Source organism: Pseudomonas sp. P5_B2, assembly GCF_056400445.1.
Genome location: NZ_JBFULH010000074.1, coordinates 1 through 24,714 on the forward strand (window position 1 = coordinate 1; position 24,714 = coordinate 24,714).

Annotated in this window: 22 protein-coding genes; 14 read left to right on the top strand and 8 right to left on the bottom strand. The window is 59.9% G+C overall.

The genetic code is table 11. The features are described from left to right. The 13 genes from AC1DRJ_RS09645 to lpxC form a co-directional block, all read left to right on the top strand. Positions 1–477 (top strand): penicillin-binding transpeptidase domain-containing protein (locus AC1DRJ_RS09645; protein WP_477801932.1); only part of this gene is annotated, 477 nt, incomplete at its 5' end. Further along, on the top strand, positions 477–1,940 hold the full coding sequence (locus AC1DRJ_RS09650; protein WP_477801933.1) for a UDP-N-acetylmuramoyl-L-alanyl-D-glutamate--2,6-diaminopimelate ligase: 1,464 nt from the start codon (positions 477–479) through the stop codon (positions 1,938–1,940). The genes AC1DRJ_RS09645 and AC1DRJ_RS09650, both read left to right, overlap by 1 nt. Further along, positions 1,933–3,300 (top strand): UDP-N-acetylmuramoyl-tripeptide--D-alanyl-D-alanine ligase, encoded by a 1,368-nt coding sequence (locus AC1DRJ_RS09655; RefSeq protein ID WP_477801934.1) that lies wholly within the window; start codon positions 1,933–1,935, stop codon positions 3,298–3,300. The genes AC1DRJ_RS09650 and AC1DRJ_RS09655 overlap by 8 nt, the downstream gene beginning before the upstream one ends. Then, positions 3,300–4,382, top strand: a complete 1,083-nt coding sequence (gene mraY / locus AC1DRJ_RS09660; protein ID WP_477801935.1) for a phospho-N-acetylmuramoyl-pentapeptide-transferase — start codon at positions 3,300–3,302, stop codon at positions 4,380–4,382. The genes AC1DRJ_RS09655 and mraY overlap by 1 nt, the downstream gene beginning before the upstream one ends. 6 nt (positions 4,383–4,388) lie before the next feature. Beyond that, positions 4,389–5,735, top strand: coding sequence for a UDP-N-acetylmuramoyl-L-alanine--D-glutamate ligase (murD, locus tag AC1DRJ_RS09665; protein WP_477801936.1), 1,347 nt, complete (start codon positions 4,389–4,391; stop codon positions 5,733–5,735). Beyond that, a complete protein-coding gene (gene ftsW, locus AC1DRJ_RS09670) occupies positions 5,732–6,949 on the top strand; it encodes a putative lipid II flippase FtsW (protein WP_477801937.1) in 1,218 nt (405 codons plus the stop codon). Before murD ends, ftsW begins: the two co-directional genes overlap by 4 nt. Continuing rightward, the gene (murG, locus tag AC1DRJ_RS09675; RefSeq protein WP_477801938.1) at positions 6,939–8,009 is read left to right on the top strand and encodes an undecaprenyldiphospho-muramoylpentapeptide beta-N-acetylglucosaminyltransferase; all 1,071 of its coding nucleotides are present in this window, start codon (positions 6,939–6,941) and stop codon (positions 8,007–8,009) included. The genes ftsW and murG overlap by 11 nt, the downstream gene beginning before the upstream one ends. Then, positions 8,002–9,462 carry a UDP-N-acetylmuramate--L-alanine ligase gene (gene murC, locus AC1DRJ_RS09680; protein WP_477801939.1) on the top strand — a complete coding sequence of 487 codons (1,461 nt, stop codon included), beginning with the start codon at positions 8,002–8,004 and terminating at the stop codon, positions 9,460–9,462. The genes murG and murC overlap by 8 nt, the downstream gene beginning before the upstream one ends. Next, positions 9,459–10,442: a D-alanine--D-alanine ligase gene (locus tag AC1DRJ_RS09685; RefSeq protein WP_477801940.1), complete on the top strand. Its 984-nt coding sequence runs from the start codon at positions 9,459–9,461 to the stop codon at positions 10,440–10,442. The genes murC and AC1DRJ_RS09685 overlap by 4 nt, the downstream gene beginning before the upstream one ends. 4 nt (positions 10,443–10,446) lie before the next feature. Next, positions 10,447–11,316 carry a cell division protein FtsQ/DivIB gene (locus tag AC1DRJ_RS09690; protein ID WP_477801941.1) on the top strand — a complete coding sequence of 290 codons (870 nt, stop codon included), beginning with the start codon at positions 10,447–10,449 and terminating at the stop codon, positions 11,314–11,316. Positions 11,317–11,331: 15 nt separating this feature from the next. Continuing rightward, positions 11,332–12,591, top strand: coding sequence for a cell division protein FtsA (gene ftsA / locus AC1DRJ_RS09695; RefSeq protein ID WP_477801942.1), 1,260 nt, complete (start codon positions 11,332–11,334; stop codon positions 12,589–12,591). A gap of 105 nt (positions 12,592–12,696) precedes the next feature. Then, entirely contained in the window at positions 12,697–13,890 is a 1,194-nt protein-coding gene (gene ftsZ, locus AC1DRJ_RS09700; protein WP_007943486.1) for a cell division protein FtsZ, read from the top strand. A gap of 112 nt (positions 13,891–14,002) precedes the next feature. Next, positions 14,003–14,914 carry a UDP-3-O-acyl-N-acetylglucosamine deacetylase gene (gene lpxC, locus AC1DRJ_RS09705; protein ID WP_007943488.1) on the top strand — a complete coding sequence of 304 codons (912 nt, stop codon included), beginning with the start codon at positions 14,003–14,005 and terminating at the stop codon, positions 14,912–14,914. Between the two features lie 255 nt (positions 14,915–15,169). Here lpxC and AC1DRJ_RS09710 read toward each other — a convergent pair whose 3' ends face one another. The 5 genes from AC1DRJ_RS09710 to AC1DRJ_RS09730 all read right to left on the bottom strand — a co-directional run bounded on the left by AC1DRJ_RS09710 (position 15,170) and on the right by AC1DRJ_RS09730 (position 21,937). Continuing rightward, positions 15,170–15,394 (bottom strand): hypothetical protein, encoded by a 225-nt coding sequence (locus AC1DRJ_RS09710; RefSeq protein ID WP_477801943.1) that lies wholly within the window; start codon positions 15,392–15,394, stop codon positions 15,170–15,172. Between the two features lie 243 nt (positions 15,395–15,637). Then, complete coding sequence (locus AC1DRJ_RS09715) at positions 15,638–17,002, bottom strand: heavy metal sensor histidine kinase (RefSeq protein WP_477801944.1); 1,365 nt, start codon at positions 17,000–17,002, stop codon at positions 15,638–15,640. Then, positions 16,992–17,669: a heavy metal response regulator transcription factor gene (locus AC1DRJ_RS09720; protein WP_007943491.1), complete on the bottom strand. Its 678-nt coding sequence runs from the start codon at positions 17,667–17,669 to the stop codon at positions 16,992–16,994. The genes AC1DRJ_RS09715 and AC1DRJ_RS09720 overlap by 11 nt, the downstream gene beginning before the upstream one ends. Positions 17,670–17,678: 9 nt before the next feature. Next, positions 17,679–20,780 carry a multidrug efflux RND transporter permease subunit gene (locus tag AC1DRJ_RS09725; protein WP_477801945.1) on the bottom strand — a complete coding sequence of 1,034 codons (3,102 nt, stop codon included), beginning with the start codon at positions 20,778–20,780 and terminating at the stop codon, positions 17,679–17,681. Further along, positions 20,777–21,937 carry an efflux RND transporter periplasmic adaptor subunit gene (locus tag AC1DRJ_RS09730; RefSeq protein WP_477801946.1) on the bottom strand — a complete coding sequence of 387 codons (1,161 nt, stop codon included), beginning with the start codon at positions 21,935–21,937 and terminating at the stop codon, positions 20,777–20,779. Before AC1DRJ_RS09730 ends, AC1DRJ_RS09725 begins: the two co-directional genes overlap by 4 nt. A gap of 301 nt (positions 21,938–22,238) precedes the next feature. Here AC1DRJ_RS09730 and AC1DRJ_RS09735 point away from each other — a divergent pair, with 301 nt between their 5' ends. Further along, on the top strand, positions 22,239–22,496 hold the full coding sequence (locus AC1DRJ_RS09735) for a hypothetical protein (RefSeq protein WP_477801947.1): 258 nt from the start codon (positions 22,239–22,241) through the stop codon (positions 22,494–22,496). A 220-nt stretch (positions 22,497–22,716) separates the two neighbouring features. Here the strand turns inward: AC1DRJ_RS09735 and AC1DRJ_RS09740 are convergent, their stop codons facing one another. The 3 genes from AC1DRJ_RS09740 to AC1DRJ_RS09750 all read right to left on the bottom strand — a co-directional run bounded on the left by AC1DRJ_RS09740 (position 22,717) and on the right by AC1DRJ_RS09750 (position 24,553). Beyond that, positions 22,717–23,043: a hypothetical protein gene (locus AC1DRJ_RS09740; protein ID WP_477801948.1), complete on the bottom strand. Its 327-nt coding sequence runs from the start codon at positions 23,041–23,043 to the stop codon at positions 22,717–22,719. Between the two features lie 123 nt (positions 23,044–23,166). Then, on the bottom strand, positions 23,167–23,625 hold the full coding sequence (locus tag AC1DRJ_RS09745; protein WP_477801949.1) for a GNAT family N-acetyltransferase: 459 nt from the start codon (positions 23,623–23,625) through the stop codon (positions 23,167–23,169). Positions 23,626–23,650: 25 nt separating this feature from the next. After that, a complete protein-coding gene (locus AC1DRJ_RS09750) occupies positions 23,651–24,553 on the bottom strand; it encodes a chemotaxis protein CheW (protein ID WP_477801950.1) in 903 nt (300 codons plus the stop codon). Positions 24,554–24,714 lie beyond the last annotated feature (161 nt).

Genomic DNA, 24,714 nt, shown 5'->3' on the forward strand with positions numbered 1-24,714 from the left:
GCGCTGGCCAACGACGGACGCCTCGCACCCTTGACCCTGATCAAAACCGACAAGGCACCGCAGACCACACAAGTGCTGCCGGAAGCCGTCTCGAAAACCATGCAAACCATGCTGACCCAAGTGATCGAAGCGCCGCGCGGTGTATTCCGTGCGCAAGTGCCGGCGTATCACGTGGCCGGCAAGTCGGGTACTGCGCGCAAGACGTCGGTGGGCACCAAAGGCTACGCCGAGAACTCTTACCGTTCGCTGTTCGCAGGCTTCGGGCCGATGAGCGATCCGCGTTACGCGATCGTCGTGGTGATCGATGAACCTACAAAGGCCGGTTACTTTGGTGGTCTGGTCTCGGCGCCAGTGTTCAGCAAAGTGATGTCCGGGACACTGCGTCTGATGAACATTACGCCGGACAACCTGCCGCCGACTGAAACCGCGAATGCAACCCCCGTCGTACCGCTGAAAGCCAATGGAGGGCGCGGCTGATGTCTCTGAGTCTGAACAAGATTTTCGCCCATGCCGGTCACGATCTGTTGATCCGCGAATTGGCGCTCGACAGCCGCAACGTGCGCGCTGGCGACCTGTTTCTCGCCGTCCCGGGCGGACGTTTCGACGGTCGCGCGCACATCGCCGACGCCCTGCAACGCGGCGCTGCCGCCGTGGCCTATGAAGTCGAAGGTGCGACGGTGTTGCCGATCACTGACGTTCCGCTGATCCCGGTCAAAGGCCTGGCGGCGCAACTGTCGGACGTCGCCGGGCGCTTTTATGGTGAACCGAGCCATCACTTGAATCTGATCGGCGTGACCGGCACCAACGGCAAAACCAGCGTGACTCAATTGGTGGCCCAGGCGCTCGATCTGCTGGGCCAACACTGCGGCATCGTTGGCACGCTGGGCTCCGGTTTCTACGGTGCGCTGGAAAGCGGCCTGCACACCACGCCGAACCCGATCGCCGTGCAAGCGACCCTGGCCGACCTGAAAAAGGCCGGCGCCAAAGCCGTTGCCATGGAAGTCTCTTCCCACGGTCTGGATCAGGGCCGCGTCACCGCACTGGCGTTTGATGTGGCGGTGATGACCAACCTGTCCCGCGATCATCTTGATTACCACGGCACCATGCAGGCCTACGGCGAAGCCAAGGCCAAGCTGTTTGCCTGGAACGATTTGAAGTGCCGGGTAGTGAACCTTGATGACGAATTCGGCCGCCAACTKGCCACCGAAAAGCGTGAGTCGCGTTTGATCTCCTACAGCCTGGAAGACTCCAGCGCCTACCTGTATTGCCGTGAAGCGCAATTCGACGACGAAGGCGTGCGCGCCACATTGGTCACCCCTCAGGGTGAGCACCATCTGCGCAGCACCTTGCTTGGTCGCTTCAATCTGAGCAACGTGCTGGCAGCGGTTGGCGCCTTACTCGGTCTGGACTATGCGCTGGACGAAATCCTCCAGGTCCTGCCGAAGCTCGAAGGTCCGGCCGGTCGCATGCAACGCCTGGGTGGCGGTACTCAACCGCTGGTAGTGGTCGATTACGCGCACACCCCGGACGCGCTGGAAAAAGTATTGATGGCCCTGCGTCCTCACGCCAGAGGTCGCTTGCTGTGCCTGTTCGGCTGCGGCGGTGATCGTGATCGCGGCAAGCGTCCTCTGATGGCTGAAGTAGTCGAACGCCTGGCCGACGGCGTGCTGGTGACCGATGACAATCCGCGCACCGAAGACCCGGCTGTGATCTTCGATGACATCCGCGCTGGCTTCAAGGCTGTGGATAACGTGACTTTCGTGGCTGGCCGTGGCCAGGCAATTGCCCAATTGATCGCCGCCGCTTCGGTGGATGACGTGATTGTTCTGGCCGGTAAAGGTCATGAGGACTATCAGGAAATCAACGGCGAGCGCCACGCCTTCTCCGATCTGGTCGAGGCTCGACATGCCCTGACCGCGTGGGAGGTGGCCCATGCTTAAAGCCTTGAAACTGAGCGAACTGACCGGTGCGCTGAATGCTCGCCTGATCGCCGCCGATGCCACGTTTGATGGCGTCAGCATCGACAGCCGTGCGATCAAGCCCGGCCAACTGTTTATCGCCCTGACCGGTCCGCGTTTCGACGGTCATGACTACCTGAACGACGTGGCCAACAAAGGCGCCGTGGCCGCACTGGTCGAGCGTGAAGTCGCCGACAGCGCGCTGCCACAGCTACTGGTCAAAGACACCCGCCAGGCGCTCGGCCAACTGGGCGCGCTGAACCGTTCGGCGTTCACCAATCCTGTCGCGGCTATCACCGGTTCCAGCGGCAAGACCACGGTCAAGGAAATGCTCGCGAGCATCCTGCGCACGCGCGGTCCGGTGTTGGCCACCCGTGGCAACCTGAACAACGATCTCGGCGTGCCGCTGACCTTGCTCGAACTCGCGCCGGAACACACCGCTGCCGTGATCGAACTTGGCGCCTCGCGCCTTGGCGAAATTGCCTACACCGTGGGCATGACCAAACCTCACGTGGCCATCCTCAACAACGCCGGTACTGCTCACGTTGGCGAATTTGGCGGCCCGGAAAAAATCGTTGAAGCCAAAGGCGAAATTATTGAAGGGCTCGAGGCCGATGGCATCGCCGTTCTTAATCTCGACGACAAGGCATTTGAAATCTGGAAAACCCGCGCAGCCGGTCGCAAAGTGCTGACGTTCTCCCTGAGCAACCTCAGTGCCGACTTCTACGCCAGCGATCTGGACCGCGACGCTCGCGGTTGCCCGGCGTTTAACCTGCACACGCCTGACGGTGTGGAGCGCGTTCAGCTGAACCTCCTCGGCACGCATAACGTCGCCAACGCCATGGCTGCTGCCGCTGCCGCTCATGCTCTCGGCGTGTCGCTGTTCGGCATCGCCACGGGCCTGGCCGCCGTGCAACCGGTCAAGGGCCGTACCGTCGCGCAACTGGCCACCAACGGCATGCGTGTGATCGATGACACGTACAACGCAAATCCGACCTCTATGTGCGCCGCCGTTGATATACTCGCCGGCTTTTCCGGTCGCACCGTCCTGGTGCTCGGGGATATCGGCGAATTGGGCGATTGGGCGGAGCAGGGGCACCGCGATGTGGGTGAATACGCCCGCGGCAAGGTGTCCGCGCTGTATGCCGTCGGACCCAACATGGTTCACGCCGTAAACGCTTTCGGTCCACAGGCCTTTCACTTCAGCGCTCAGGCTGAACTGATCAAGGCCCTGGGCGCCGAGCAAGACACCAACACCACTATTTTGATCAAGGGCTCGCGCAGCGCTGCGATGGAAAACATCGTCGCCGCTTTGTGCGGGTCCAGTCTGGAGAAACATTAATGCTGCTGCTGCTAGCGGAGTATCTGCAACAGTTCTACAAAGGCTTCGCGGTCTTTCAGTACCTGACCCTGCGCGGGATTCTCGGTGTGCTGACCGCGTTGGTTTTGTCGCTGTGCTATGGCCCGTGGATGATCCGTACCTTGCAGAACCGTCAGATCGGTCAATCCGTTCGCAACGACGGTCCACAATCGCACCTCTCCAAATCCGGCACGCCAACCATGGGCGGCGCGCTGATTCTGTCGTCCATCGGCGTCAGCACCTTGCTTTGGGCTGACCTGAGCAACCGTTACGTCTGGACTGTGCTGCTGGTGACGGGGCTGTTCGGCGCCATCGGCTGGGTCGACGATTACCGCAAAGTGATCGAGAAGAACTCCCGTGGCTTGCCGAGCCGCTGGAAGTATTTCTGGCAATCCGTATTTGGTCTGGGCGCAGCTATCTTCCTTTATATGACCGCCGCTACCCCGGTGGAAACCACCCTGATTCTTCCGATGCTCAAGGATTACAGCATTCCGCTCGGCGCAGGCTTCATCGTGCTGACCTACTTCGTGATCGTCGGTTCGAGCAACGCGGTCAACCTGACTGACGGCCTCGATGGTCTGGCCATCATGCCGACYGTGATGGTCGGCGGCGGTCTGGGGATCTTCTGCTACCTGTCGGGTAACGTGAAATTCGCTGAATACCTGCTGATCCCTTATGTGCCGGGCGCGGGTGAACTGATCGTGTTCTGCGGCGCGTTGATCGGTGCGGGGCTCGGGTTCCTGTGGTTCAACACCTATCCGGCCCAGGTTTTCATGGGCGACGTCGGCGCGCTGGCGCTGGGCGCAGCGCTGGGCACCATCGCGGTGATCGTCCGTCAGGAAATCGTCCTGTTCATCATGGGCGGTGTGTTCGTGATGGAGACCCTGTCGGTCGTCATTCAAGTTGCTTCTTTCAAGTTGACCGGTCGCCGAGTGTTCCGCATGGCACCGATTCACCACCACTTTGAACTCAAGGGCTGGCCTGAGCCACGCGTGATCGTCCGTTTCTGGATCATCACCGTGATTCTCGTCCTGGTCGGCCTTGCCACCCTGAAGCTGAGGTAGAAACTCGTGTCTCTGATCGCTTCTGACCACTTCCGCATCGTTGTCGGCCTCGGCAAGAGCGGCATGTCCCTGGTTCGCTTCCTGGCGAACCGGGGCACGTCGTTTGCTGTCGCCGATACGCGGGAAAATCCACCGGAACTGGCCACGCTCAAGCGTGACTATCCGCACGTGGAAGTGCGTTGTGGCGAGTTGGACGTCGAATTCCTGTGCCGTGCCGACGAGCTCTACGTGAGCCCTGGCCTGGCGCTGGCGACTCCGGCCTTGCAGGCCGCCGCTGCCCGTGGCGTTAAATTATCCGGTGACATCGAGCTGTTCGCGCGTAACGCGAAGGCACCGATTGTCGCCATCAGCGGTTCCAACGCGAAAAGCACCGTCACCACCCTGGTCGGCGAGATGGCGGCTGCGGCGGGCAAGCGCGTGGCTGTCGGCGGCAACCTCGGTACGCCGGCACTGGACCTGCTCGGCGATGACATCGAGCTGTACGTGATGGAGCTGTCGAGTTTCCAGCTGGAAACCACCGATCAACTTAACGCCGAAGTGGCGACAGTGCTCAACGTCAGCGAAGACCACATGGACCGTTACAGCGGTCTGCCGGCCTATCACCTGGCCAAGCACCGGATTTTCCGTGGCGCCAGACAGTTTGTGGTCAACCGTCAGGACGCCCTGAGCCGTCCGTTGATGGGCGAGGGCCAGCCGTGCTGGACCTTTGGTCTGGGCAAACCGGATTTCAAGGCCTTCGGTATCCGCGAAGAAGAGGGCGAGAAATACCTGGCCTTCGAATTCCAGAACCTGATGCCTGTGCGCGAGTTGAAAATCCGTGGTGCTCACAACCAGTCCAACGCCCTCGCGGCCTTGGCACTGGGACACGCTGTCGGTCTGCCATTCGACGCCATGCTCACGGCCCTGCGCACTTTCGCCGGGCTTGAACATCGTTGCCAGTGGGTCCGTGATCTGGATGGCGTCGGCTATTACAACGATTCCAAAGCCACCAATGTTGGCGCCGCACTCGCAGCCATCGAAGGCCTGGGCGCGGACATCGACGGCAAGATCGTGCTGATCGCCGGCGGCGACGGCAAAGGTGCAGAGTTCAATGATCTGCGTGATCCAGTGGCTGCCAATTGCCGCGCCGTGATCCTGATGGGCCGTGATTCCGACAAGATCGGCCAAGCCATCGGTGATGCCGTGCCGCTGATCCGCGTCGACTCGCTGGTTGAAGCCGTAGCGCAATGTCGCGCCGCTGCCGAACCCGGTGATGTGGTGCTGCTGTCACCCGCCTGCGCCAGCTTCGACATGTTCAAGAACTACGAAGACCGTGGTCATCAGTTCGTCCAAGCCGTGGAGGAACTGGCATGAGTCTGAAAAACATCATCAAGCCTTATCCATCGCCGATCATCACCGGGCGCGGTATCGACCTCGATTTCCCGATGCTCGCCGGTTGCCTGGCATTGATCGGCCTGGGGCTGGTCATGATTGCATCGGCATCGACCGAAGTGGGGGCGGTACAGTCGGGCAGTGCGCTGTACTACATGATTCGCCACCTTATTTACGTAGTGCTGGGCCTGGGGGCCTGCATCGTTACCCTGATGATTCCGATTGCCACCTGGCAACGCCTGGGCTGGCTGATGCTGCTGGGTGCGTTCGGTTTGCTGGTGATGGTGATCGTTCCAGGGATCGGTCGTGAAGTGAACGGTTCGATGCGCTGGATCGGCTTCAGTTTCTTCAACGTCCAGCCTTCCGAGATCGCCAAGGTGTTCGTGGTGATCTATCTCGCGGGTTATCTGGTGCGTCGCCAGAAAGAAGTGCGTGAAAGCTGGATGGGCTTCTTCAAGCCGTTCATCGTGCTGTTGCCGATGGCAGGGCTGCTGCTGATGGAGCCGGACTTCGGTGCCACCGTCGTGATGATGGGGGCGGCTGCGGCGATGCTGTTCCTTGGCGGGGTCGGGCTATTCCGGTTTTCCTTGATGGTGGCTCTGGCCGTCGGGGCGGTGGTGTTGTTGATTCAAATGCAGCCGTATCGAATGGCGCGCCTGACCAACTTTGCCGATCCGTGGGCCGACCAGTTCGGTGCCGGCTATCAGTTGTCGCAAGCCTTGATCGCGTTTGGTCGCGGTGAATGGCTGGGCGTTGGCCTGGGCAACAGCGTGCAGAAACAGTTCTACCTGCCGGAGGCTCACACCGACTTCGTGTTCTCGGTGCTGGCCGAAGAACTGGGTGCCATTGGTTCGTTGTGCACCGTGGCGCTGTTCACCTTTGTCTGTATTCGTGGAATGTACATCGGATATTGGGCCGAGAAAGCCAAGCAGTTCTTCGCTGCCTACATCGCGTACGGCCTGTCGTTCCTGTGGATTGGTCAGTTCCTGATCAACATCGGCGTGAACGTCGGTCTGCTGCCCACCAAAGGGTTGACGCTGCCGTTCCTCAGTTATGGCGGCAGTTCGCTGGTGATCTGCGGTGCCTGTCTCGGCTTGTTGCTGCGCATCGAGTGGGAGAGTCGAACCCACCTGGGCAGTGAAGAGATGGAGTTCCATGAGAGCGACTTCGCCGAGGAGCCGACCCATGGGCGCTAACGTATTGATCATGGCTGGCGGCACCGGGGGGCACGTGTTCCCAGCGCTGGCCTGTGCTCGCGAATTCCAGGCCCGCGGTTACACCGTGCATTGGCTCGGGACACCGCGTGGCATCGAGAACGACCTGGTGCCGATGGCCGGTATCGAGTTGCATCGGATCAACGCCAGCGGTCTGCGTGGCAAGGGCAAGCTGTCGCTGCTCAAGGCGCCGTTCATGTTGCTCAAGTCCGTCTGGCAGGCGCGGGCGATCATTCGTCAGCTGCGGCCAGTGTGTGTGGTGGGCTTTGGTGGTTATGTGACCGGTCCTGGCGGTGTTGCTGCCAAACTGTCCGGCGTGCCGGTGATCGTTCACGAACAAAACGCCGTAGCCGGTACCGCCAATCGGTTGCTGGTGCCGTTGGCCGCCCGGGTCTGTGAAGCGTTCCCCGACACCTTTACCCTGTCGGACAGCCGTCGGACCACCGGTAACCCGGTGCGCACCGAGCTGTTCCTCGAAACAGCGCGACCTGCCCTGGTCGGTCGCAAGGCGCGTTTGCTGATCCTGGGTGGAAGCCTGGGCGCAGAACCGTTGAACAAATTGCTGCCTGAAGCCCTGTCGCAAGTCGCCCCCGACCTGCGCCCGGACGTGTTTCATCAGGCCGGAAAAAACCACGATGAAGTGACTGCAGAGCGCTATCGCGCGGCTGGCGTCGAGGCGCAAGTGCAGCCTTTCATCAAAGACATGGCCCAAGCCTATGGCTGGGCCGACCTGGTGGTGTGCCGCGCAGGCGCGCTGACCATCAGTGAACTGGCCGCCGCCGGTCTGCCCTCGATGCTGGTGCCTTTGCCCCACGCAATCGACGATCACCAGACCCGCAACGCCGATTATTTGGCCCGTGAAGGCGCTGCCTTCCTGATGCCGCAAAGAACGACTGGCGCAGCGGATCTTGCCGCTCGCCTGACAGAGGTCCTGATGCAACCACAACGACTCAACGATATGGCCGCTGCGGCACGCCGCCTGGCCAAACCCGATGCCACCCGTAACGTGGTCGATACCTGTCTGGAGGTGGCCCATGGTTGAGAATCAGAAAGCCATGCCACAACCGGAAATGCGCCGCATCCGTAAAATCCACTTCGTCGGCATCGGCGGCGTGGGTATGTGCGGGATTGCCGAAGTGTTGTTGAACCTGGGCTATGAAGTGTCCGGTTCCGACCTCAAAGCATCGCCCGTGACCGAGCGCCTGGAATCTTTCGGCGCGCAGATCTTTATCGGCCACCGCGCCGAGAACACCGCGTCGGCCGATGTGCTGGTGGTGTCGAGCGCCGTCAACACCTCCAACCCGGAAGTTGCGACTGCGCTGGAACGCCGTATTCCGGTGGTGCCTCGCGCCGAGATGCTGGCCGAACTGATGCGCTACCGTCACGGTATCGCCGTCGCCGGTACGCACGGTAAAACCACCACCACCAGCCTGATCGCTTCGGTGTTCGCGGCCGGTGGCCTGGACCCGACGTTCGTCATCGGTGGCCGTCTGAATGCCGCGGGCACCAATGCCCAGCTCGGCACCAGCCGCTACCTGATTGCCGAAGCCGACGAAAGCGATGCCAGTTTCCTGCACTTGCAGCCGCTGGTGGCCGTGGTCACCAACATCGACGCCGATCACATGGCGACCTACGACGGTGACTTCAACAAACTGAAGAAAACCTTCGTCGAGTTCCTTCACAACCTGCCGTTCTACGGTTTGGCCGTGGTGTGCCTGGACGATCCGGTAGTGCGTGAAATCCTTCCGCTGGTCAAACGCCCGACGGTCACTTATGGCTTCGGCGATGACTGCGACGTTCGCGCCATCAATGTGCGTCAGCAAGGCATGCAGACCTTCTTCACGGTGCTGCGACCTGAGCGCGAGCCGCTGGATGTCTCGGTGAACATGCCGGGCAACCACAACGTATTGAACGCGCTGGCCACCATCTGCATTGCCACTGATGAGGGTGTCAGCGATGAAGCCATCGTCCAGGGCCTGTCCGGGTTCCAGGGTGTCGGCCGTCGCTTCCAGGTCTACGGCGAACTGCCAGTCGAAGACGGCAGCGTGATGCTGGTCGACGACTACGGTCACCACCCGACCGAAGTCGCCGCCGTGATCAAGGCAGTGCGCGGTGGCTGGCCGGAGCGCCGTCTGGTGATGGTTTACCAGCCGCACCGTTACAGCCGCACCCGCGACCTGTACGACGATTTCGTCAATGTACTGGCTGACGCCAACGTCCTGCTGTTGATGGAAGTCTACCCGGCCGGCGAAGAGCCGATTCCGGGCGCCGACAGCCGCAAGCTGTGTAACAGCATTCGTCAGCGCGGTCAGCTGGACCCGATCTACATCGAGCGCGGCGTCGATCTCGCGCCGCTGGTCAAGCCACTGCTGCGTGCCGGCGACATCCTGCTGTGCCAGGGCGCCGGTGATATCGGTGGCCTTGCACCCAAACTATTGAACAGTCCGTTGTTCGCTGGCGCCGTGGCTGCACCAGCTGTGGGGAAATTGAAATGACTGCTGCTTACGCCAACCTCTTCTCCAACATCGCGCCGAAAGACTTCGGCCGCGTTGCCGTGCTGTTTGGCGGTAAGAGTGCCGAGCGGGAAGTTTCCCTGAAGTCGGGTAACGCGGTCCTCGCTGCACTGCAAAGTGCCGGTGTGGATGCGTTCGGTCTCGACGTCGGCGATGACCTGTTGCAGCGTTTGCTCAGCGAAAAAATCGACCGCGCCTTCATCATCCTCCACGGTCGTGGCGGTGAAGACGGCAGCATGCAGGGCCTGCTCGAATGCCTGGGCATTCCATACACCGGCAGCGGCATTCTGGCTTCGGCGCTGGCCATGGACAAATTGCGCACCAAGCAGGTGTGGCACAGCCTGGGTATTCCGACGCCGCGTCATGCCGTATTGAGCAGCGAGGCTGATTGTATTTCGGCAGCGACGGAACTGGGCTTCCCTTTGATCGTCAAACCGGCGCATGAAGGTTCAAGTATCGGTATGGCCAAAGTGAATTCCGCGTCCGATTTGATCGACGCCTGGAAAGCGGCCAGTACCTACGATTCGCAAGTGTTGGTCGAGCAATGGATTCATGGTCCGGAGTTCACCATTGCCACCCTGCGTGAACAGGTGTTGCCTCCGATTGCCCTGGGCACGACGCACAGCTTCTACGACTACGACGCCAAGTACATCGCCAACGATACCCAGTACCGCATTCCGTGCGGGCTCGACAGCACCAAGGAAAAGGAACTCATGGACCTCACGGCGAAAGCCTGCGAGGCGCTGGGTATCGCCGGTTGGGGCAGGGCAGACGTGATGCAGGATGCCGACGGGCAGTTCTGGTTCCTGGAAGTGAACACCGCACCGGGTATGACCGATCACAGCCTGGTGCCGATGGCGGCCCGTGCTGCCGGTCTGGATTTCCAGCAACTGGTTCTGGCCATTCTGGCCGCCAGTGTTGTCGGCAACACTGCCGGTAACCAAGAGTCGGCGAGAGGTTAAGACCATGCAAGGCGCGCAGTTAAGACATCAGCCTCCCCCAGTACCCGGCCGCAAGCCGGTGCCACGGGGTGCCAGCCGAATGGTGGCAAAAGAGCCGATGTCTGTGCGCCTGCCGAAAGCCAATTTTGGTTTTCTCAAAGCCTTGTTCTGGCCGGTGCTGTTGGTTGCACTGGGGTTTGGCACTTACGAAGGCGCGCAGCGTTTGCTTCCGTACGCCGACCGGCCGATCACCAAGATCAACGTGCAGGGCGATTTGAGTTACATCAGCCAGCAAGCAGTGCAGCAGCGAATCGCCCCGTTTGTGGCGTCGAGCTTCTTCACCATCGACCTGGAGAGCATGCGTACCGAGCTTGAAACGATGCCATGGATTGCCCACGCCGAAGTGCGCCGGGTGTGGCCGGATCAAGTGGTGATCCGCCTGGAAGAACAATTGCCGGTGGCCCGTTGGGGTGATGAATCGCTGTTGAACAACCAGGGCCAGGCGTTTACCCCGCGTGAGCTGGCGAACTACGAACACTTGCCACAGCTGTTCGGCCCACTACGGGCTCAACAGCAGGTGATGCAGCAATACCAGGTACTGAGCCAGATGCTCAGGCCGCTGGGCTTCTCGATTGCACGCCTGGAATTGCGTGAACGAGGCAGCTGGTTCCTGACCACCGGTGCCGGCAGTGCCGGTCCCGGGATCGAACTGCTGCTGGGGCGCGGCAAGCTGGTAGAGAAGATGCGCCGTTTCATTGCCATCTATGACAAGACGCTTAAAGAACAGATTACGAACATTGCGCGCATCGACCTGCGCTACGCCAACGGCCTCGCTGTTGGCTGGCGGGAACCTGTAGCGCCCACGACAGCCCAACCCGCTGTCGCGAAGAATTAAGAAGAGGCAGGACCCATGGCAAACGTGCAAAGCGGCAAAATGATCGTCGGTCTCGATATCGGCACCTCCAAGGTGGTGGCGCTGGTCGGCGAGGTTGCGGACGACGGCACGCTCGAAATCGTCGGGATCGGTACCCATCCGTCCCGTGGCCTGAAAAAAGGCGTGGTGGTGAACATCGAATCCACCGTGCAGTCGATCCAGCGCGCCATCGAAGAAGCGCAGCTGATGGCTGGTTGCCGTATTCACTCGGCGTTTGTCGGCGTGGCCGGCAATCACATCCGCAGCCTTAACTCCCACGGCATCGTCGCCATTCGTGATCGCGAAGTCAGCCCGGCCGACCTTGAGCGTGTCCTTGACGCGGCCCAGGCTGTGGCGATCCCGGCAGACCAGCGCGTGCTGCACACCTTGCCGCAGGATTACGTGATCGATAACCAGGAAGGCGTCCGCGAGCCACTGGGCATGTCCGGCGTGCGTCTGGAAGCCAAGGTTCACGTGGTCACCTGCGCTGTCAACGCCGCACAGAACATTGAAAAATGCGTGCGTCGTTGTGGCCTGGAAATCGACGACATCATTCTCGAACAACTGGCTTCCGCGTATTCGGTCCTGACCGACGACGAGAAAGAGCTGGGCGTGTGCCTGGTAGATATCGGCGGCGGCACCACCGACATCGCGATCTTCACCGAAGGTGCGATCCGTCACACCGCCGTGATCCCGATTGCGGGCGATCAGGTGACCAACGACATCGCCATGGCGTTGCGCACCCCGACCCAGTACGCCGAAGAAATCAAGATTCGCTACGCCTGCGCCTTGGCCAAACTGGCCGGTGCCGGTGAAACCATCAAGGTCCCAAGCGTTGGCGACCGTCCACCGCGCGAGCTGTCCCGTCAGGCCTTGGCCGAGGTGGTCGAGCCGCGTTACGACGAGTTGTTCACGCTGATCCAGGCGGAATTGCGTCGTAGCGGCTACGAAGACCTGATCCCGGCCGGCATCGTGCTGACCGGTGGTACGGCGAAGATGGAAGGCGCTACCGAACTGGCCGAAGAGATTTTCCACATGCCGGTGCGCCTGGGCGTGCCGCATGGCGTCAAGGGCCTGGACGACGTGGTGCGCAACCCGATTTATTCCACAGGCGTTGGCCTGTTGATGTATGGCCTGCAAAAGCAGTCCGACGGGATTTCGTTCTCGGGCATCAGCAGCCGTGACAGCTACAGCAATGAAGAACCGAAAGCCGCCTTGCTCGATCGCCTCAAGAGCTGGGTACAAGGCAACTTTTAAAAGCAGCTTCAAGCGACAAGCTTCAAGCCGCAAGAGCAAGCAGTAAAAGCGACAAGCAGCAAAAGCAGTAGGCGAAAAAACTAGAGAACGTAAAGGAGAGGGAAAATGTTCGAACTCGTAGACAACATCCCCGCAAGCCCGGTCATTAAAGTTATCGGTGTTGGCGGTGGCGGCGGAAACGCTGTGAATCACATGGTCAAGAGCAACATTGAAGGCGTTGAATTCATCTGCGCCAACACTGATGCCCAAGCGCTGAAATCGATTGGCGCGCGGACCATCCTGCAACTGGGTACCGGTGTGACCAAAGGTCTGGGCGCCGGCGCCAACCCTGAAGTAGGTCGTCAGGCCGCTCTCGAAGACCGAGAGCGCATTGCCGAAGTCCTGCAGGGCACCAATATGGTGTTCATCACCACTGGCATGGGCGGCGGTACCGGTACCGGTGCAGCACCAATCATTGCCGAAGTGGCCAAGGAAATGGGGATCCTCACCGTTGCGGTGGTGACTCGTCCGTTCCCGTTCGAAGGTCGCAAGCGTATGCAGATCGCCGACGAAGGCATCCGTCTGCTGTCTGAAAGCGTCGACTCGTTGATCACCATTCCCAACGAGAAGCTGCTGACCATCCTTGGCAAGGACGCAAGCCTGCTGTCCGCATTCGCCAAGGCTGACGATGTGCTGGCCGGTGCCGTTCGCGGTATCTCCGACATCATCAAGCGTCCGGGCATGATCAACGTCGACTTCGCCGACGTCCGTACCGTGATGAGCGAAATGGGCATGGCGATGATGGGCACTGGCTGCGCCAGCGGTCCGAACCGTGCACGCGAGGCCACCGAAGCGGCCATTCGCAACCCGTTGCTCGAAGACGTGAACCTGCAAGGTGCACGCGGCATCCTGGTGAACATCACCGCCGGTCCTGACCTGTCGCTGGGTGAGTACTCCGACGTGGGTAGCATCATTGAAGCCTTCGCTTCCGAGCACGCGATGGTCAAGGTCGGTACCGTTATCGATCCGGACATGCGCGATGAGCTGCACGTGACTGTGGTTGCTACTGGTCTGGGCGCTAAAATCGAGAAGCCTGTGAAGGTCATCGACAACACCGTTCACACCTCGATGGCTTCCCAGCCGCAACAATCGGCACCCGCTCGTCAGGAACAACCGGCGGTGAACTACCGTGATCTGGACCGTCCGACCGTCATGCGCAACCAGGCTCAGGCCGGTGCTGCGACTGCCGCGAAGATGAATCCGCAAGATGATCTGGACTACCTGGACATCCCGGCATTCCTGCGTCGTCAGGCTGATTGATGGAATGTATCAGGGCTATGAAGTTGATTGGTGTTCAGCAAAGGTCTGGTCTGCTATCATCGCCAGCCTTTGTTGATACCAGTTCGCAATTTGCGCTGAAGCGGCCCAAGCCATGATTAAACAACGCACACTGAAAAATATTATCCGTGCCACAGGTGTAGGCCTGCACTCCGGGGAGAAGGTATACCTGACCCTCAAGCCCGCGCCTATCGACACCGGCATCGTGTTTTGTCGTGCTGACCTCGATCCTGTGGTGCAGATACCTGCTCGCGCAGAAAACGTTGGCGAAACCACTATGTCGACCACACTGGTCAACGGTGACGTCAAAGTGGACACGGTGGAGCACTTGCTCTCGGCCATGGCAGGCCTGGGCATCGATAACGCCTACGTCGAGCTCTCCGCGTCCGAAGTGCCGATCATGGATGGTAGCGCTGGACCTTTCGTATTCCTGATTCAATCGGCCGGCCTGGAAGAACAGGACGCACCGAAGAAGTTCATCCGGATCCTGCGGGAAGTGACAGTGGAAGACGGCGACAAGCGCGCCACTTTCGTCCCTTTTGAAGGCTTCAAGGTGAGTTTCGAGATCGATTTCGATCACCCGGTTTTCCGTAACCGCACACAAAGTGCAAGCGTGGATTTTTCCAGCACTTCGTTCGTAAAAGAAGTCAGCCGCGCCCGTACCTTTGGTTTCATGAGTGACATCGAGTACCTGCGCAAGCACAACCTCGCACTCGGCGGCAGCGTTGAAAACGCTATTGTGGTCGACGCGGATGGTGTACTGAACGAAGACGGCCTTCGCTATGAAGACGAATTCGTGAAGCACAAGATCCTCGATGCAATTGGTGACCTCTACCTGCTGGGCAATAGCCTGATTGGTGAGTTCAAGGGCTTCAAGTCCGGACATGCATTGAACAACCAGCTGCTGCGCAAGTTGATTGAGCAGACAGATGCTTGGGAAGTCGTGACTTTCGAAGACGCCAGCACTGCACCGATCTCTTACATGCGTCCCGTCGCGGCCGTGTAAGCAAAAAACCTCTCTAGTTTTTAAAGGCTGCCTTCGGGTGGCCTTTTTTTATGTCTAAGGAAAAGTTAATGCGTTGTTCGCTCCGGCCCYATCGCGAGCAGGCTCGCTCCCACATTTGATCGCATTCCAATGTGGGAGCGAGCCTGCTCTCAAACCACAACGAAAAAAAGCCGCTGATAGCAGCGGCTTTGAAGACAACTTTTCAAAGGGAAGAGCCGATGAAAAGTGTCGAGGGAAACAGAGTCGTTCGATAAATCAGCTGTCTTTCTCAATCACTGGCTGGCTTGCAGACGTCGATGTTTGAGGGGATTGCGCAGCGTCCGGGGCCTTGGCCGTCATTTCGCTCTGATACTGCTCGTACGCTGTTATGCGTGCGGCATGTTGTGTGACGAACGTCTGCGACTCTTCCGCCATGGCGAACGGAGACAGGAACAATGAGGACAAAACGAAAGCGCTGGCAATACCCTTGATGTTTGACATCTTTAAAACCTTCTTGCTTGGCAAGTGCTGTTTGGTGCGGGCAAAGATAAGGATCTTGGCCGATGGGAAACAGCGCCAATCGAAGAAAGGACTATTGCGGCAGAAGCAACAGTTTGCCAATGATCGTTCCCACGCTCTGTGTGGGAATGCCTCAAGGGACGCTCTGCGTTCGGCTCTGGATGGGACGCGGAGCGTCCCGGGCGGCATTCCCACGCGGAGCGTGGGAATGATCATTGCGTGGGGTCAGACGGGTAGGTGAATCCCGAAGGTATTCATTCCGTGGTCACTGCGCACAAACACATCCCCGCCATGCATCAATGCAATCGCCTTGACGATCGCCAGCCCCAACCCATGATTGTTGCCGCTGTTACTGCGCGACGCATCCACTCGATAAAAACGCTCAAACAAACGCGTTAAATGTTCGCTGGAAATCGGTGATCCAGGGTTGGCGACACCAATGCTCACCTGATGCTCTTCGACCTCGATTCGCACCTGAATCACTCGTCCAGGTTCAGTGTGCTGCACCGCGTTGCTCAGCAAATTGATCAACGCCCGACGCAGATGCGCGATCTCGATCCGCACCTGCGCATCACCGCTGACCTGCACCTGAACCTGTGCATCCTCAAGAATGAAATCCAGGTACTCCAGTGTCGTCGCCACTTCATCGGCGAGCGAAGTAGAGGTGAGTTTGGTGGCCTTGCTGCCCTGATCCGCACTCGCAAGAAACAGCATATCGTTGATGATCGAGCGCAGCCGCTCCAGTTCTTCGAGGTTCGATTGCAGCACTTCAAAATAGTGTTCGGCGGAGCGCCCACGCGTTAGCGCGACCTGGGTCTGGCCGATCAGGTTGGTCAGCGGTGAGCGCAATTCATGGGCAACGTCGGCATTGAACGACTCCAGCCGTGAATAGGCCTGTTCAACCCGCTCCAGCGTCGAGTTGAACGAATTGACGAACTGGTCCAGCTCCGGCGGCAGCGACGACAATCGCAAGCGCCCGGAACGCAGTGGCGGCGCCAGGCGCTGGGCTTCCTGAGACAGTTTGATCAACGGCTTGAGGCCGATCCGCGCCACCCAATACCCCAACGCAGAAGCCAGTAACACACCGACAATCGCCAGGCTGATCAGCGCGATCAACAAGTTGTGTTGAGTCTCGAAAAACGTCTCGGTGTCGATGCCGATCATGAAGCGCAACGGCGGGCGTTGATCCTTGGCCGGGAACTGGCTCACCAGCACTTTCAGGGGGTAGGGATGATCTGGCAACTGCAAGTCGCGCATGCCCAGCGGCCCTTCGGCGAAAGTGCGGATTCGCGCTGTGAGGTCGCCGTATTCGTAGTGCGGATCGCCGCTGGTAATCCAGAAACTGATGCGTTTGTCTTCTTCGCCGAGCAGTTTGAGCTTGTTGTTGATCTTCACCCAATGCTCGGGCGTGCCGTAACGGCCGACGGTGGATTCGAGCACGCTGTAGCGCGCATCCAGCTCGGCTTCGGGCAGTAAACCCAGGCCCTTGTCGACCTGCTGATACAACGCCCAGCCAATCAACAAAAACACCAACAGCGCCACCAGCGTAAACATTCCACTGAGGCGCAGGGCAATCGAATTACTGGACACCACGGCTCTCCAGCACATAACCCATGCCACGAATCGTGTGCAGCAGTTTCTCGTCGAAAGGCCCGTCGAGCTTGGCCCGTAGACGTTTGATTGCGACTTCGACGACGTTGGCGTCGCTGTCGAAATTGATGTCCCAGACCATCTCGGCAATCGCCGTTTTCGAGAGGATTTCCCCTTGCCGACGGGCCAGTACGCTGAGCAGCGAAAACTCTTTGGCAGTCAGGTCCAGGCGTGTGCCGGCGCGGGTTGCCTTGCGGCTGATCAAATCTATCCACAGGTCGGCGATGCTCACTTGCACCGGTTCGTGGCCGCCGCTGCGCCGGGTCAGCGCTTGTAGCCGCGCCACCAGTTCAAGGAAGGAAAACGGTTTGCCCAGGTAATCGTCGGCGCCGTCGCGCAGGCCTTTGATGCGGTCTTCGACACGCTCGCGGGCCGTGAGCATGATCACCGGGGTTTGCTTGCGCGCACGCAATGCGCGCAACACGCCGAAGCCGTCGAGGCCCGGCAGCATGACGTCGAGGACGATCACCGCGTAGTCACTTTCCAGCGCCAGGTGCAGACCTTCAACGCCGTCCCGCGCCACGTCCACGGTGTAGCCCTGTTCCGTCAGGCCGCGGTGCAAATAGTCTGCGGTTTTTTCTTCGTCTTCGATAATCAGAACGCGCATGACCCCGCCTCAGTCTGTGGTTGCCAGCGCCGGTGTCGGGGCTGGTTCAGGTCGATGGAAAAGCCGCTCAAGCCACAAGTATATGACCGGCGTGGTGAACAGCGTCAGCGCCTGGCTCACCAGCAAGCCACCGACCACCGCGATGCCCAGTGGCTGGCGCAGTTCAGCGCCGGTGCCGTATCCGAGCATCAGCGGCAGGGCGCCGAGCAGGGCGGCAAGGGTGGTCATGATGATCGGGCGGAAACGTGTGATGCAGGCCTCGAAGATCGCCTCTTCCGGCGGCAAGCCACGGTTGCGCTGGGCGTCGAGCGCGAAGTCGATCATCAGGATGCCGTTCTTCTTCACGATACCGATCAGCAGCACCAGCCCGATCAGCGCCATGATCGAAAAGTCCTGGCCGCAAATCCACAGCATGATCACCGCTCCGAGCCCTGCCGAGGGCAGCGTCGAGATGATGGTCAGCGGGTGCACGAAACTCTCGTAGAGCACRCCGAGAATGATGTACACCGCCAGCAGGGCCGCCAGAATCAGCCATGGCTGGCTGGCCAGCGAACTCTGGAATGCCTGGGCCGCGCCCTGGAAATTGCCGCTCATGGCCGCCGGCATGCCGATATCGACCTTGGCCTGGTTGAGCATGATCACCGCATCACCCAACGCTACGCCGGGCGCTAGGTTGAACGACAAGTTGGCCGCGGGGAACATGCCGTCATGCGCAATGGACAGCGGCCCGACCGTGGGCGCATCAAATTTGGCCAGCGCCGACAGCGGTACCATTTCCCCGCTGAGTGGCGAGCGCAAGTAGAAATAGTTGAGGCTTTCGGCCTTGCCACGCTGTTTGGTGTCCAGTTCCAGAATCACGTTGTACTGGTTGATCTGGGTCTGGAATTCATTGACCTGGCGCTGACCAAATGCGTCGTACAGCGCTTCATCGACATCACTGGCGGTCAGGCCGAAACGCGCTGCCGCGCTGCGATCGATGCTGATGTGGGTAATGCTTCCGCCCAGTTGCAGGTCGTTGGAAATGTCGCGAAACGCCGGATTGGCGCGCAGTTTTTCCGTCAGGCGCTGGGTCCAGGTGCTGAGGGTCGCGCCGTCGTTGCTCTTGAGCACGTATTGGTACTGGGCGCGACTCGGGCCGGAGCTGAGGTTGATGTCCTGGCCGGCGCGCAGGTACAACACGATGCCCGGGACCTTCATCAATTGTGGTCGAATCCGGTCGATGAACTGACTGGCGGAGACGTCGCGCTCGCCGCGTTTTTTCAGGGAGATCCAGAAGCGGCCGTTGGCGATGGTCTGGTTACTGCCGGACACACCGACCGAGTGGGAAAACGCCGCGACTGCGGGATCCGCCGCGACGATTTCGGCCATCGCCAAGTGTTTTTTCACCATATCGCCGTAGGAAATATCGGCGGCGGCTTCGGTCGTACCGAGGACAAACCCGGTGTCCTGCACCGGGAAGAAACCTTTGGGGATAAAGATGTAACCGGCAACCGCCAGTCCCAGAGACAGGCAGAACACCCCGAGCATCAATTTCTGATGGGCGAGGGCGCGGCGCAGCCATTTTTCGTAGCCGGCCAGCAAGCGTTCGCCAAAGGTGGGTTTGCTGTGGGCGTGATGCACCGGCGCACGCATAAACAACGCGGCCAGGGTTGGCGCCAGCGTCAGCGACACCACCACGGAAATCATGATCGTTGAGGTGGCGGTCAAGGCAAACTCCTTGAACAATCGCCCGACCACACCGCCCATGAACAGCAGCGGAATGAACGCCGCGACCAGTGAGAAACTGATCGAGACCACGGTAAAACCGATCTCGCCGGCACCCTTGATCGCCGCCTCGCGCATGCCGTCGCCGGCCTCAAGGTGCCGGTGAATGTTCTCCACCACCACAATCGCATCGTCGACCACAAACCCCACGGCCACCACGATTGCCACCAGGGTCAGGTTGTTCAGGCTGAAACCCATGATGTACATCAGGGCGAAACTCGCGATCAGGGAAACGCCCAGCACCGCGGACACAATCAGGGTCGCCGACCATTGGCGCAGGAACAGCGCCATCACCGCCACCACCAGCATGATTGCGATCAGCAGGGTGATCTCCACTTCATGCAAGGACGCGCGGATGGTCTGGGTGCGGTCAACCAGGACGTTGACCTGCACCGAGGCGGGGAGCATGGCTTCAAGTGTGGGCAGTGCGGCTTGAATGCGGTCCACGGTCTCGACGATGTTCGCCCCCGGCTGCCGGAAAATCACCAGGTTCACCCCGGGCTTACCGTCGGCCCACGCCTGAATGTAGGCATCTTCCGAACCATTGACGACTTTGGCGACATCCCTCAGATGAACCGGGGCGCCGTCCTTGTAGGAAACGATGAGTTGGCTGTATTCCTCGGGGTGAAACAGCTGGTCGTTGGTCGACAGTGTCGAAATACTCGACTCGCCGTACAACGCACCTTTGGCCAGGTTGAGGCTGGTGTTCTGGAGGGCCAGGCGAATGTCGGCGAGGGTCAGGCCGATGGCCGCCAGTTTGTCCGCCGAGGCTTGAACGCGAATCGCCGGACGTTGCTGACCGGTGATGTTGGTCTGGCCTACACCTTCGATCTGGCTGATCTGACGCGACAGCAGGGTTTCCACCAGGTCGCTGAGCTCAGTGCCGGGCATTTGCGTGGAATTGACACTGAGGATCAGCACCGGGCTGTCAGCCGGGTTGACCTTGCGCCAGGTCGGCAGGTTGGGCATGTCCTTGGGCAGTTTGCCGGCAGCGGTGTTGATCGCGGCCTGTACTTCCTGCGCGGCGGTATCGATGCTTTTGTCGAGGGTGAATTGCAGGATCAGGATGGTCGAGCCCAAGGCGCTGCTCGATGTCATTTGGGTCACGCCGGGAATGGAACTGAATTGCACTTCAAGCGGCGTGGCCACTGATGACGCCATGGTTTCCGGGCTGGCGCCGGGCAATTGCGCGGCCACCTGGATGGTCGGGAATTCGGCTTCCGGYAGCGGCGCAATCGACAGGCGCGGATAGGCAATGGCTCCGAGCAGCACCAGGGCAAAGGTCAGCAGGAGGGTGGCGACCGGGTGATCGATGCACCAGGCAGAGATCGAACCGTGGCCTTTCATGGCTTCGTCTCCGATTGCACAACCTGCGGCGGTTCGGTCAGCACCTGTACGGTCGACCCCGGCTTGAGCCGAGACTGACCATCAGTGACCAACACATCGCCCGGTTTCACACCTTTGATGATGTCCTGGCCGCTGCCTTGCGCAACCACCTGAACGGTGACGGCTTCAACCTTGTCACCGTTGACCCGGTACACGAAATGTTGATCGAGGCCCCGTTGTACAACGGTAGGTGGCACTACCAGTGCATCTTTCTCCAGGGCTGTCTGAATTTTTACCGTTACCAGCAGGCCAGGCCAGAGCTTCTGCCCGGCGTTGTTGAATTCGGCCTTGGCGCGGATGGTCCCGGTGTTGGCGTTGATCTGGTTATCGATCAGGGTCAAGTGACCTTCGCCCAGCAAGTTGCCGGTTTCACCGTCGGTGTCGGCGCCAATGTAGGCTTTTACCCGTGCGCGCTGTGGGTCACCGATCAGCCCTTGCAGGGTCGGCAGCATGTGCTGCGGCAGGGAGAACTCGACGGCAATCGGGTCGATCTGCGTCACAGTGAATAGGCCTTGAGCATCGGTCATGCGCAGGAAGTTGCCTTCATCCACTGTACGAATACCGACGCGACCACTGACCGGGGAGCGAATCTGCGTGTAAGAGAGTTGCACTTGCGCGGCATCGATCGAAGCCTGATTGCCTTGGGCGGTGGCCTTCAGTTGATTGACCAGCGCTTGTTGCTGGTCGTAGGTCTGTTTGGAAACCCCGTCGTCGACACTCAGTAACTTGTAACGCTTGAGATTGACCAGCGCCACTTGCAACTGCGCCTGGCTTTCGCCGAGTTGCGCGCGGGCCTGATCAAGACTGGCGCGGATCGAACGGTCGTCAATGGTGGCCAGCAGGTCACCTTTGCTCACCAATTGACCCTCCTTGACCAGGATTTTGGTGAGAATGCCATCAATCTGCGGGCGCACCACCACGCTGTGCAAGGACAGCACCGAACCAATGCCGCTGACATAACGCGGCACGTCTTTTTCAACGACATTGACCACTCGCACCGGAATCGCGGTAGGGGCAGCGAGTTTGCCCGTGACGGGCTTGGCGACGTACCAGGACCCCAACGCTGCCAAGGCTATAAGCAGACCTGCGATCAAGGCGGGTTTTTTCTGGATTCGCATGCGAGTGGGGCGCCGGGCTAATGGGTTAGGGTATTTGCAGGTTTATACCTTCTTTATAACCCTGTCAGCCCGTCAGTAGGGTGACTGCTAACTGACGGGGTTGTCAGTTTGGGCGTTTAGATCGGCGGCGGACGATGCCCCCGTGTTTCTTCAGGTTGATCGCGATGGCGGCGTGTCAGTCAACACAAAACCCGACGGGCTCTCTTGCAGCGTGAAGCTTGCGGCGCTCGACACAGGTATACTGCCGCCTTTCGCGGCTCGCTGACCGGGCCCGACTCTATGTGCATCACCCGGAGCTTTCATGACTTCCCCGACACAACCGCCGGTTGCCGACGCTTTGAGCGACGACCAGGCAGACCTGCCAGACAGCGTCGACTCCAGCGCAGACAGCGAAACCAACGCCGTGATCCCTGCATTCAAATTCCCGTTTAAACCGGGTGATTTGGCTGCTGCAAAGAACGCCAGCCAGCCTTGGTACAAAAATGGTGCGAAGAACGGCCATACCAAGACTCCGGGTGCAGCGCCACCAGGTACGCGTCGTTCGATGGGTAAACGCTGAGTTTTGACTTGAGCGGTGTCTGAGCTGCCGCTTTCGCGAGCAGGCTCGCTCCCACAGTGGATCTTCGTCGTACACAACATCTGTGACCTGTGAGGTTCAACTGTGGGAGCCTGTTCGCGAAGGGGGCATAGCGGGCAACACACCTTCCGAACCAAGCCGCCCGCAATGAAATAAACCCATAGTTCATCGGCGCATCCGTCGCCATGTGCGCACCCGCCGCCTACTGGGCCTTGGCGGTTGAGCGGATGGAGTCCCATTCAGTGACGTAGGCAGTTTTTGTCTGCTTGTTGTAGAGGCACAACTCGGTACCTTGCTGGCCTTTCATGTGTTTTTGCGGGTATTGGCCTTGTAACAGGAGGGCGGTGAAACCGACCCGGTCATCGAATTGCGCAGGGTTGCCGACTGGTTTGGCATTTTTCAGGGCGCTGGCCTTGGTGCAGCTGGCGAGGACTGCTTTGTCATAGGCGGCCCAGGCATCGGGGCTGGAGGCTTGGGCCTGGGAGGCGAGGGCGGTGAGGCAGARGAAGGTCAGGGTTGTGGCTTTCATCGTTCAGGCATCCGGTGGGCTGTATTGGCCGAGTATGCCTGAGGGTTTGATGTTGGTAGTGCGCGCCCTATCGCGAGCAGGCTCGCTCCCACATTTGTTCCAGTCTGTGCACAAAAATTGTGCTCAGACTGGAACCGGTTCCCGACGGACCACATACATCCCGGCACATTCATACAGCCGCTGCGCCCGAAGGTTGTCCTCCAATACCTTCAAATCGACAAAGCCTTCCCGGCGTTGCTGAAATACGCTGAACGCCTGTAGCAGCAATGCGCGGCCAAGCCCGAGACGTTGCGCTCGCGGATGCACCACCAGGTTTTTGATGTAGGCGCTGGTCCAGCATTGGCATACACCAACGACGCCGTCGGCATCCATCGCAATGAAACAGAGGGTGGGATCGTATTCGGGGTCGGTTTCAAACCGTTGTTGCCACACCTCCAGCGCTGGCACGCGGGCGCCGCCGTCCTGAAAACCTTGATCCATCAAGCTATGTACGGCCGCTGCCGATTCAGGGCGGTAATGGCTGAGGACAATCCCTTGAGGCCAGGCGATCACTGGCACAGCCTCCGCGAGGTCGCGCCGCATCAAAAAACAAAAGTCCTCGGCCACCTCAATGACCCTGTTCAGCGACGGCCTTGGCCGCATCGATCAAGCACTTGGTCAACTCTGGCGAAGAGAACTTGGTCAGCACCGCGTTAGCTCCGGACAGACGCGCCTTTTCGCTGTTCATCGCGCTGTCCAGAGACGTGTGCAACAACACATACAGGTGCGAGAAGTCCGGCGTTTCGCGCAGGGTGCGAGTGAAGGCATAGCCGTCCATTTCCGACATTTCGATGTCCGAGACGATCAGGTTGATCTGCTGGGCCGTGCCTTGCAGGTCGAGCAGGCAGTCGATGGCTTCCCTGGCGCTGCGCGCGGTGTGGCATTGCAGGCCGAGGTTGCGCAGGGTGTGCACGGATTGTTGCAGGGCGACCTGGCTGTCATCCACCACCAGAATGCGCGCGCTGCCCAGGATTTCGGCGTCTTCCATGCTCAGCTCGGTCGGGGCGCTTTCGATTTGTGCCGGCGCAATGCCGTGGATGACTTTTTCGATGTCCAGCACTTGTACCAATGTGCCGTCGACTGAAGTCACGCCGGTGATGTACGCCCGCCCGCCACCGGAACCAAAGGGTGGCGGGCGGATGTCCGAGGTCAGGCAATGAACGATCTTGCTCACAGCCTGAACATGCAAACCCTGCTTGGAGCGGCTGACGTCGGTGACGATCAGGCAGCCACCGTTCGGGTCTTCCAGCGGGCGCTCGCCGATAGCACGGCTCAGGTCGATCACTGACAACGACGCGCCGCGCAGGGTGGCGATGCCTTTGACGTGGGGATGCGACTCCGGCAGCCTGGTCAGCGGCGGGCAGGGGATGATTTCGCTGACTTTCAGCAGATTGATCGCCATCAGCTTGCCGCTGCGCAAGGTAAACAGCAGAAGCGAAAGTGAATCTGCGCGGGCTTTGGTGGAGGACATAAAAACCTTCTGTGGAAAAAGGTGATGGGCAATCGCGGGATTGCCAACAACTATCGATATCGGTTTATCGACGTGTAGCGTTCAGGCTTTAGGGACTTTGCGTCGCACACCAGTGAATGCGTTCTTTGTAGCAGCTGCCGAGCCTGCGAGGCTGCGTCCGG

Excerpts from the sequence above, each read along its gene's own strand:
- lpxC (WP_007943488.1), top strand. The coding sequence starts at position 14,003 with ATGATTAAACAACGCACACTGAAAAATATTATCCGTGCCACAGGTGTA.
- AC1DRJ_RS09730 (WP_477801946.1), bottom strand. The coding sequence starts at position 21,937 with ATGCGAATCCAGAAAAAACCCGCCTTGATCGCAGGTCTGCTTATAGCC.
- ftsW (WP_477801937.1), top strand. The coding sequence starts at position 5,732 with ATGAGTCTGAAAAACATCATCAAGCCTTATCCATCGCCGATCATCACC.
- AC1DRJ_RS09655 (WP_477801934.1), top strand. The coding sequence starts at position 1,933 with ATGCTTAAAGCCTTGAAACTGAGCGAACTGACCGGTGCGCTGAATGCT.
- murG (WP_477801938.1), top strand. The coding sequence starts at position 6,939 with ATGGGCGCTAACGTATTGATCATGGCTGGCGGCACCGGGGGGCACGTG.
- AC1DRJ_RS09745 (WP_477801949.1), bottom strand. The coding sequence starts at position 23,625 with ATGCGGCGCGACCTCGCGGAGGCTGTGCCAGTGATCGCCTGGCCTCAA.
- AC1DRJ_RS09710 (WP_477801943.1), bottom strand. The coding sequence starts at position 15,394 with ATGTCAAACATCAAGGGTATTGCCAGCGCTTTCGTTTTGTCCTCATTG.
- ftsZ (WP_007943486.1), top strand. The coding sequence starts at position 12,697 with ATGTTCGAACTCGTAGACAACATCCCCGCAAGCCCGGTCATTAAAGTT.
- AC1DRJ_RS09685 (WP_477801940.1), top strand. The coding sequence starts at position 9,459 with ATGACTGCTGCTTACGCCAACCTCTTCTCCAACATCGCGCCGAAAGAC.
- AC1DRJ_RS09690 (WP_477801941.1), top strand. The coding sequence starts at position 10,447 with ATGCAAGGCGCGCAGTTAAGACATCAGCCTCCCCCAGTACCCGGCCGC.
- AC1DRJ_RS09735 (WP_477801947.1), top strand. The coding sequence starts at position 22,239 with ATGACTTCCCCGACACAACCGCCGGTTGCCGACGCTTTGAGCGACGAC.
- AC1DRJ_RS09720 (WP_007943491.1), bottom strand. The coding sequence starts at position 17,669 with ATGCGCGTTCTGATTATCGAAGACGAAGAAAAAACCGCAGACTATTTG.
- AC1DRJ_RS09750 (WP_477801950.1), bottom strand. The coding sequence starts at position 24,553 with ATGTCCTCCACCAAAGCCCGCGCAGATTCACTTTCGCTTCTGCTGTTT.
- murC (WP_477801939.1), top strand. The coding sequence starts at position 8,002 with ATGGTTGAGAATCAGAAAGCCATGCCACAACCGGAAATGCGCCGCATC.
- ftsA (WP_477801942.1), top strand. The coding sequence starts at position 11,332 with ATGGCAAACGTGCAAAGCGGCAAAATGATCGTCGGTCTCGATATCGGC.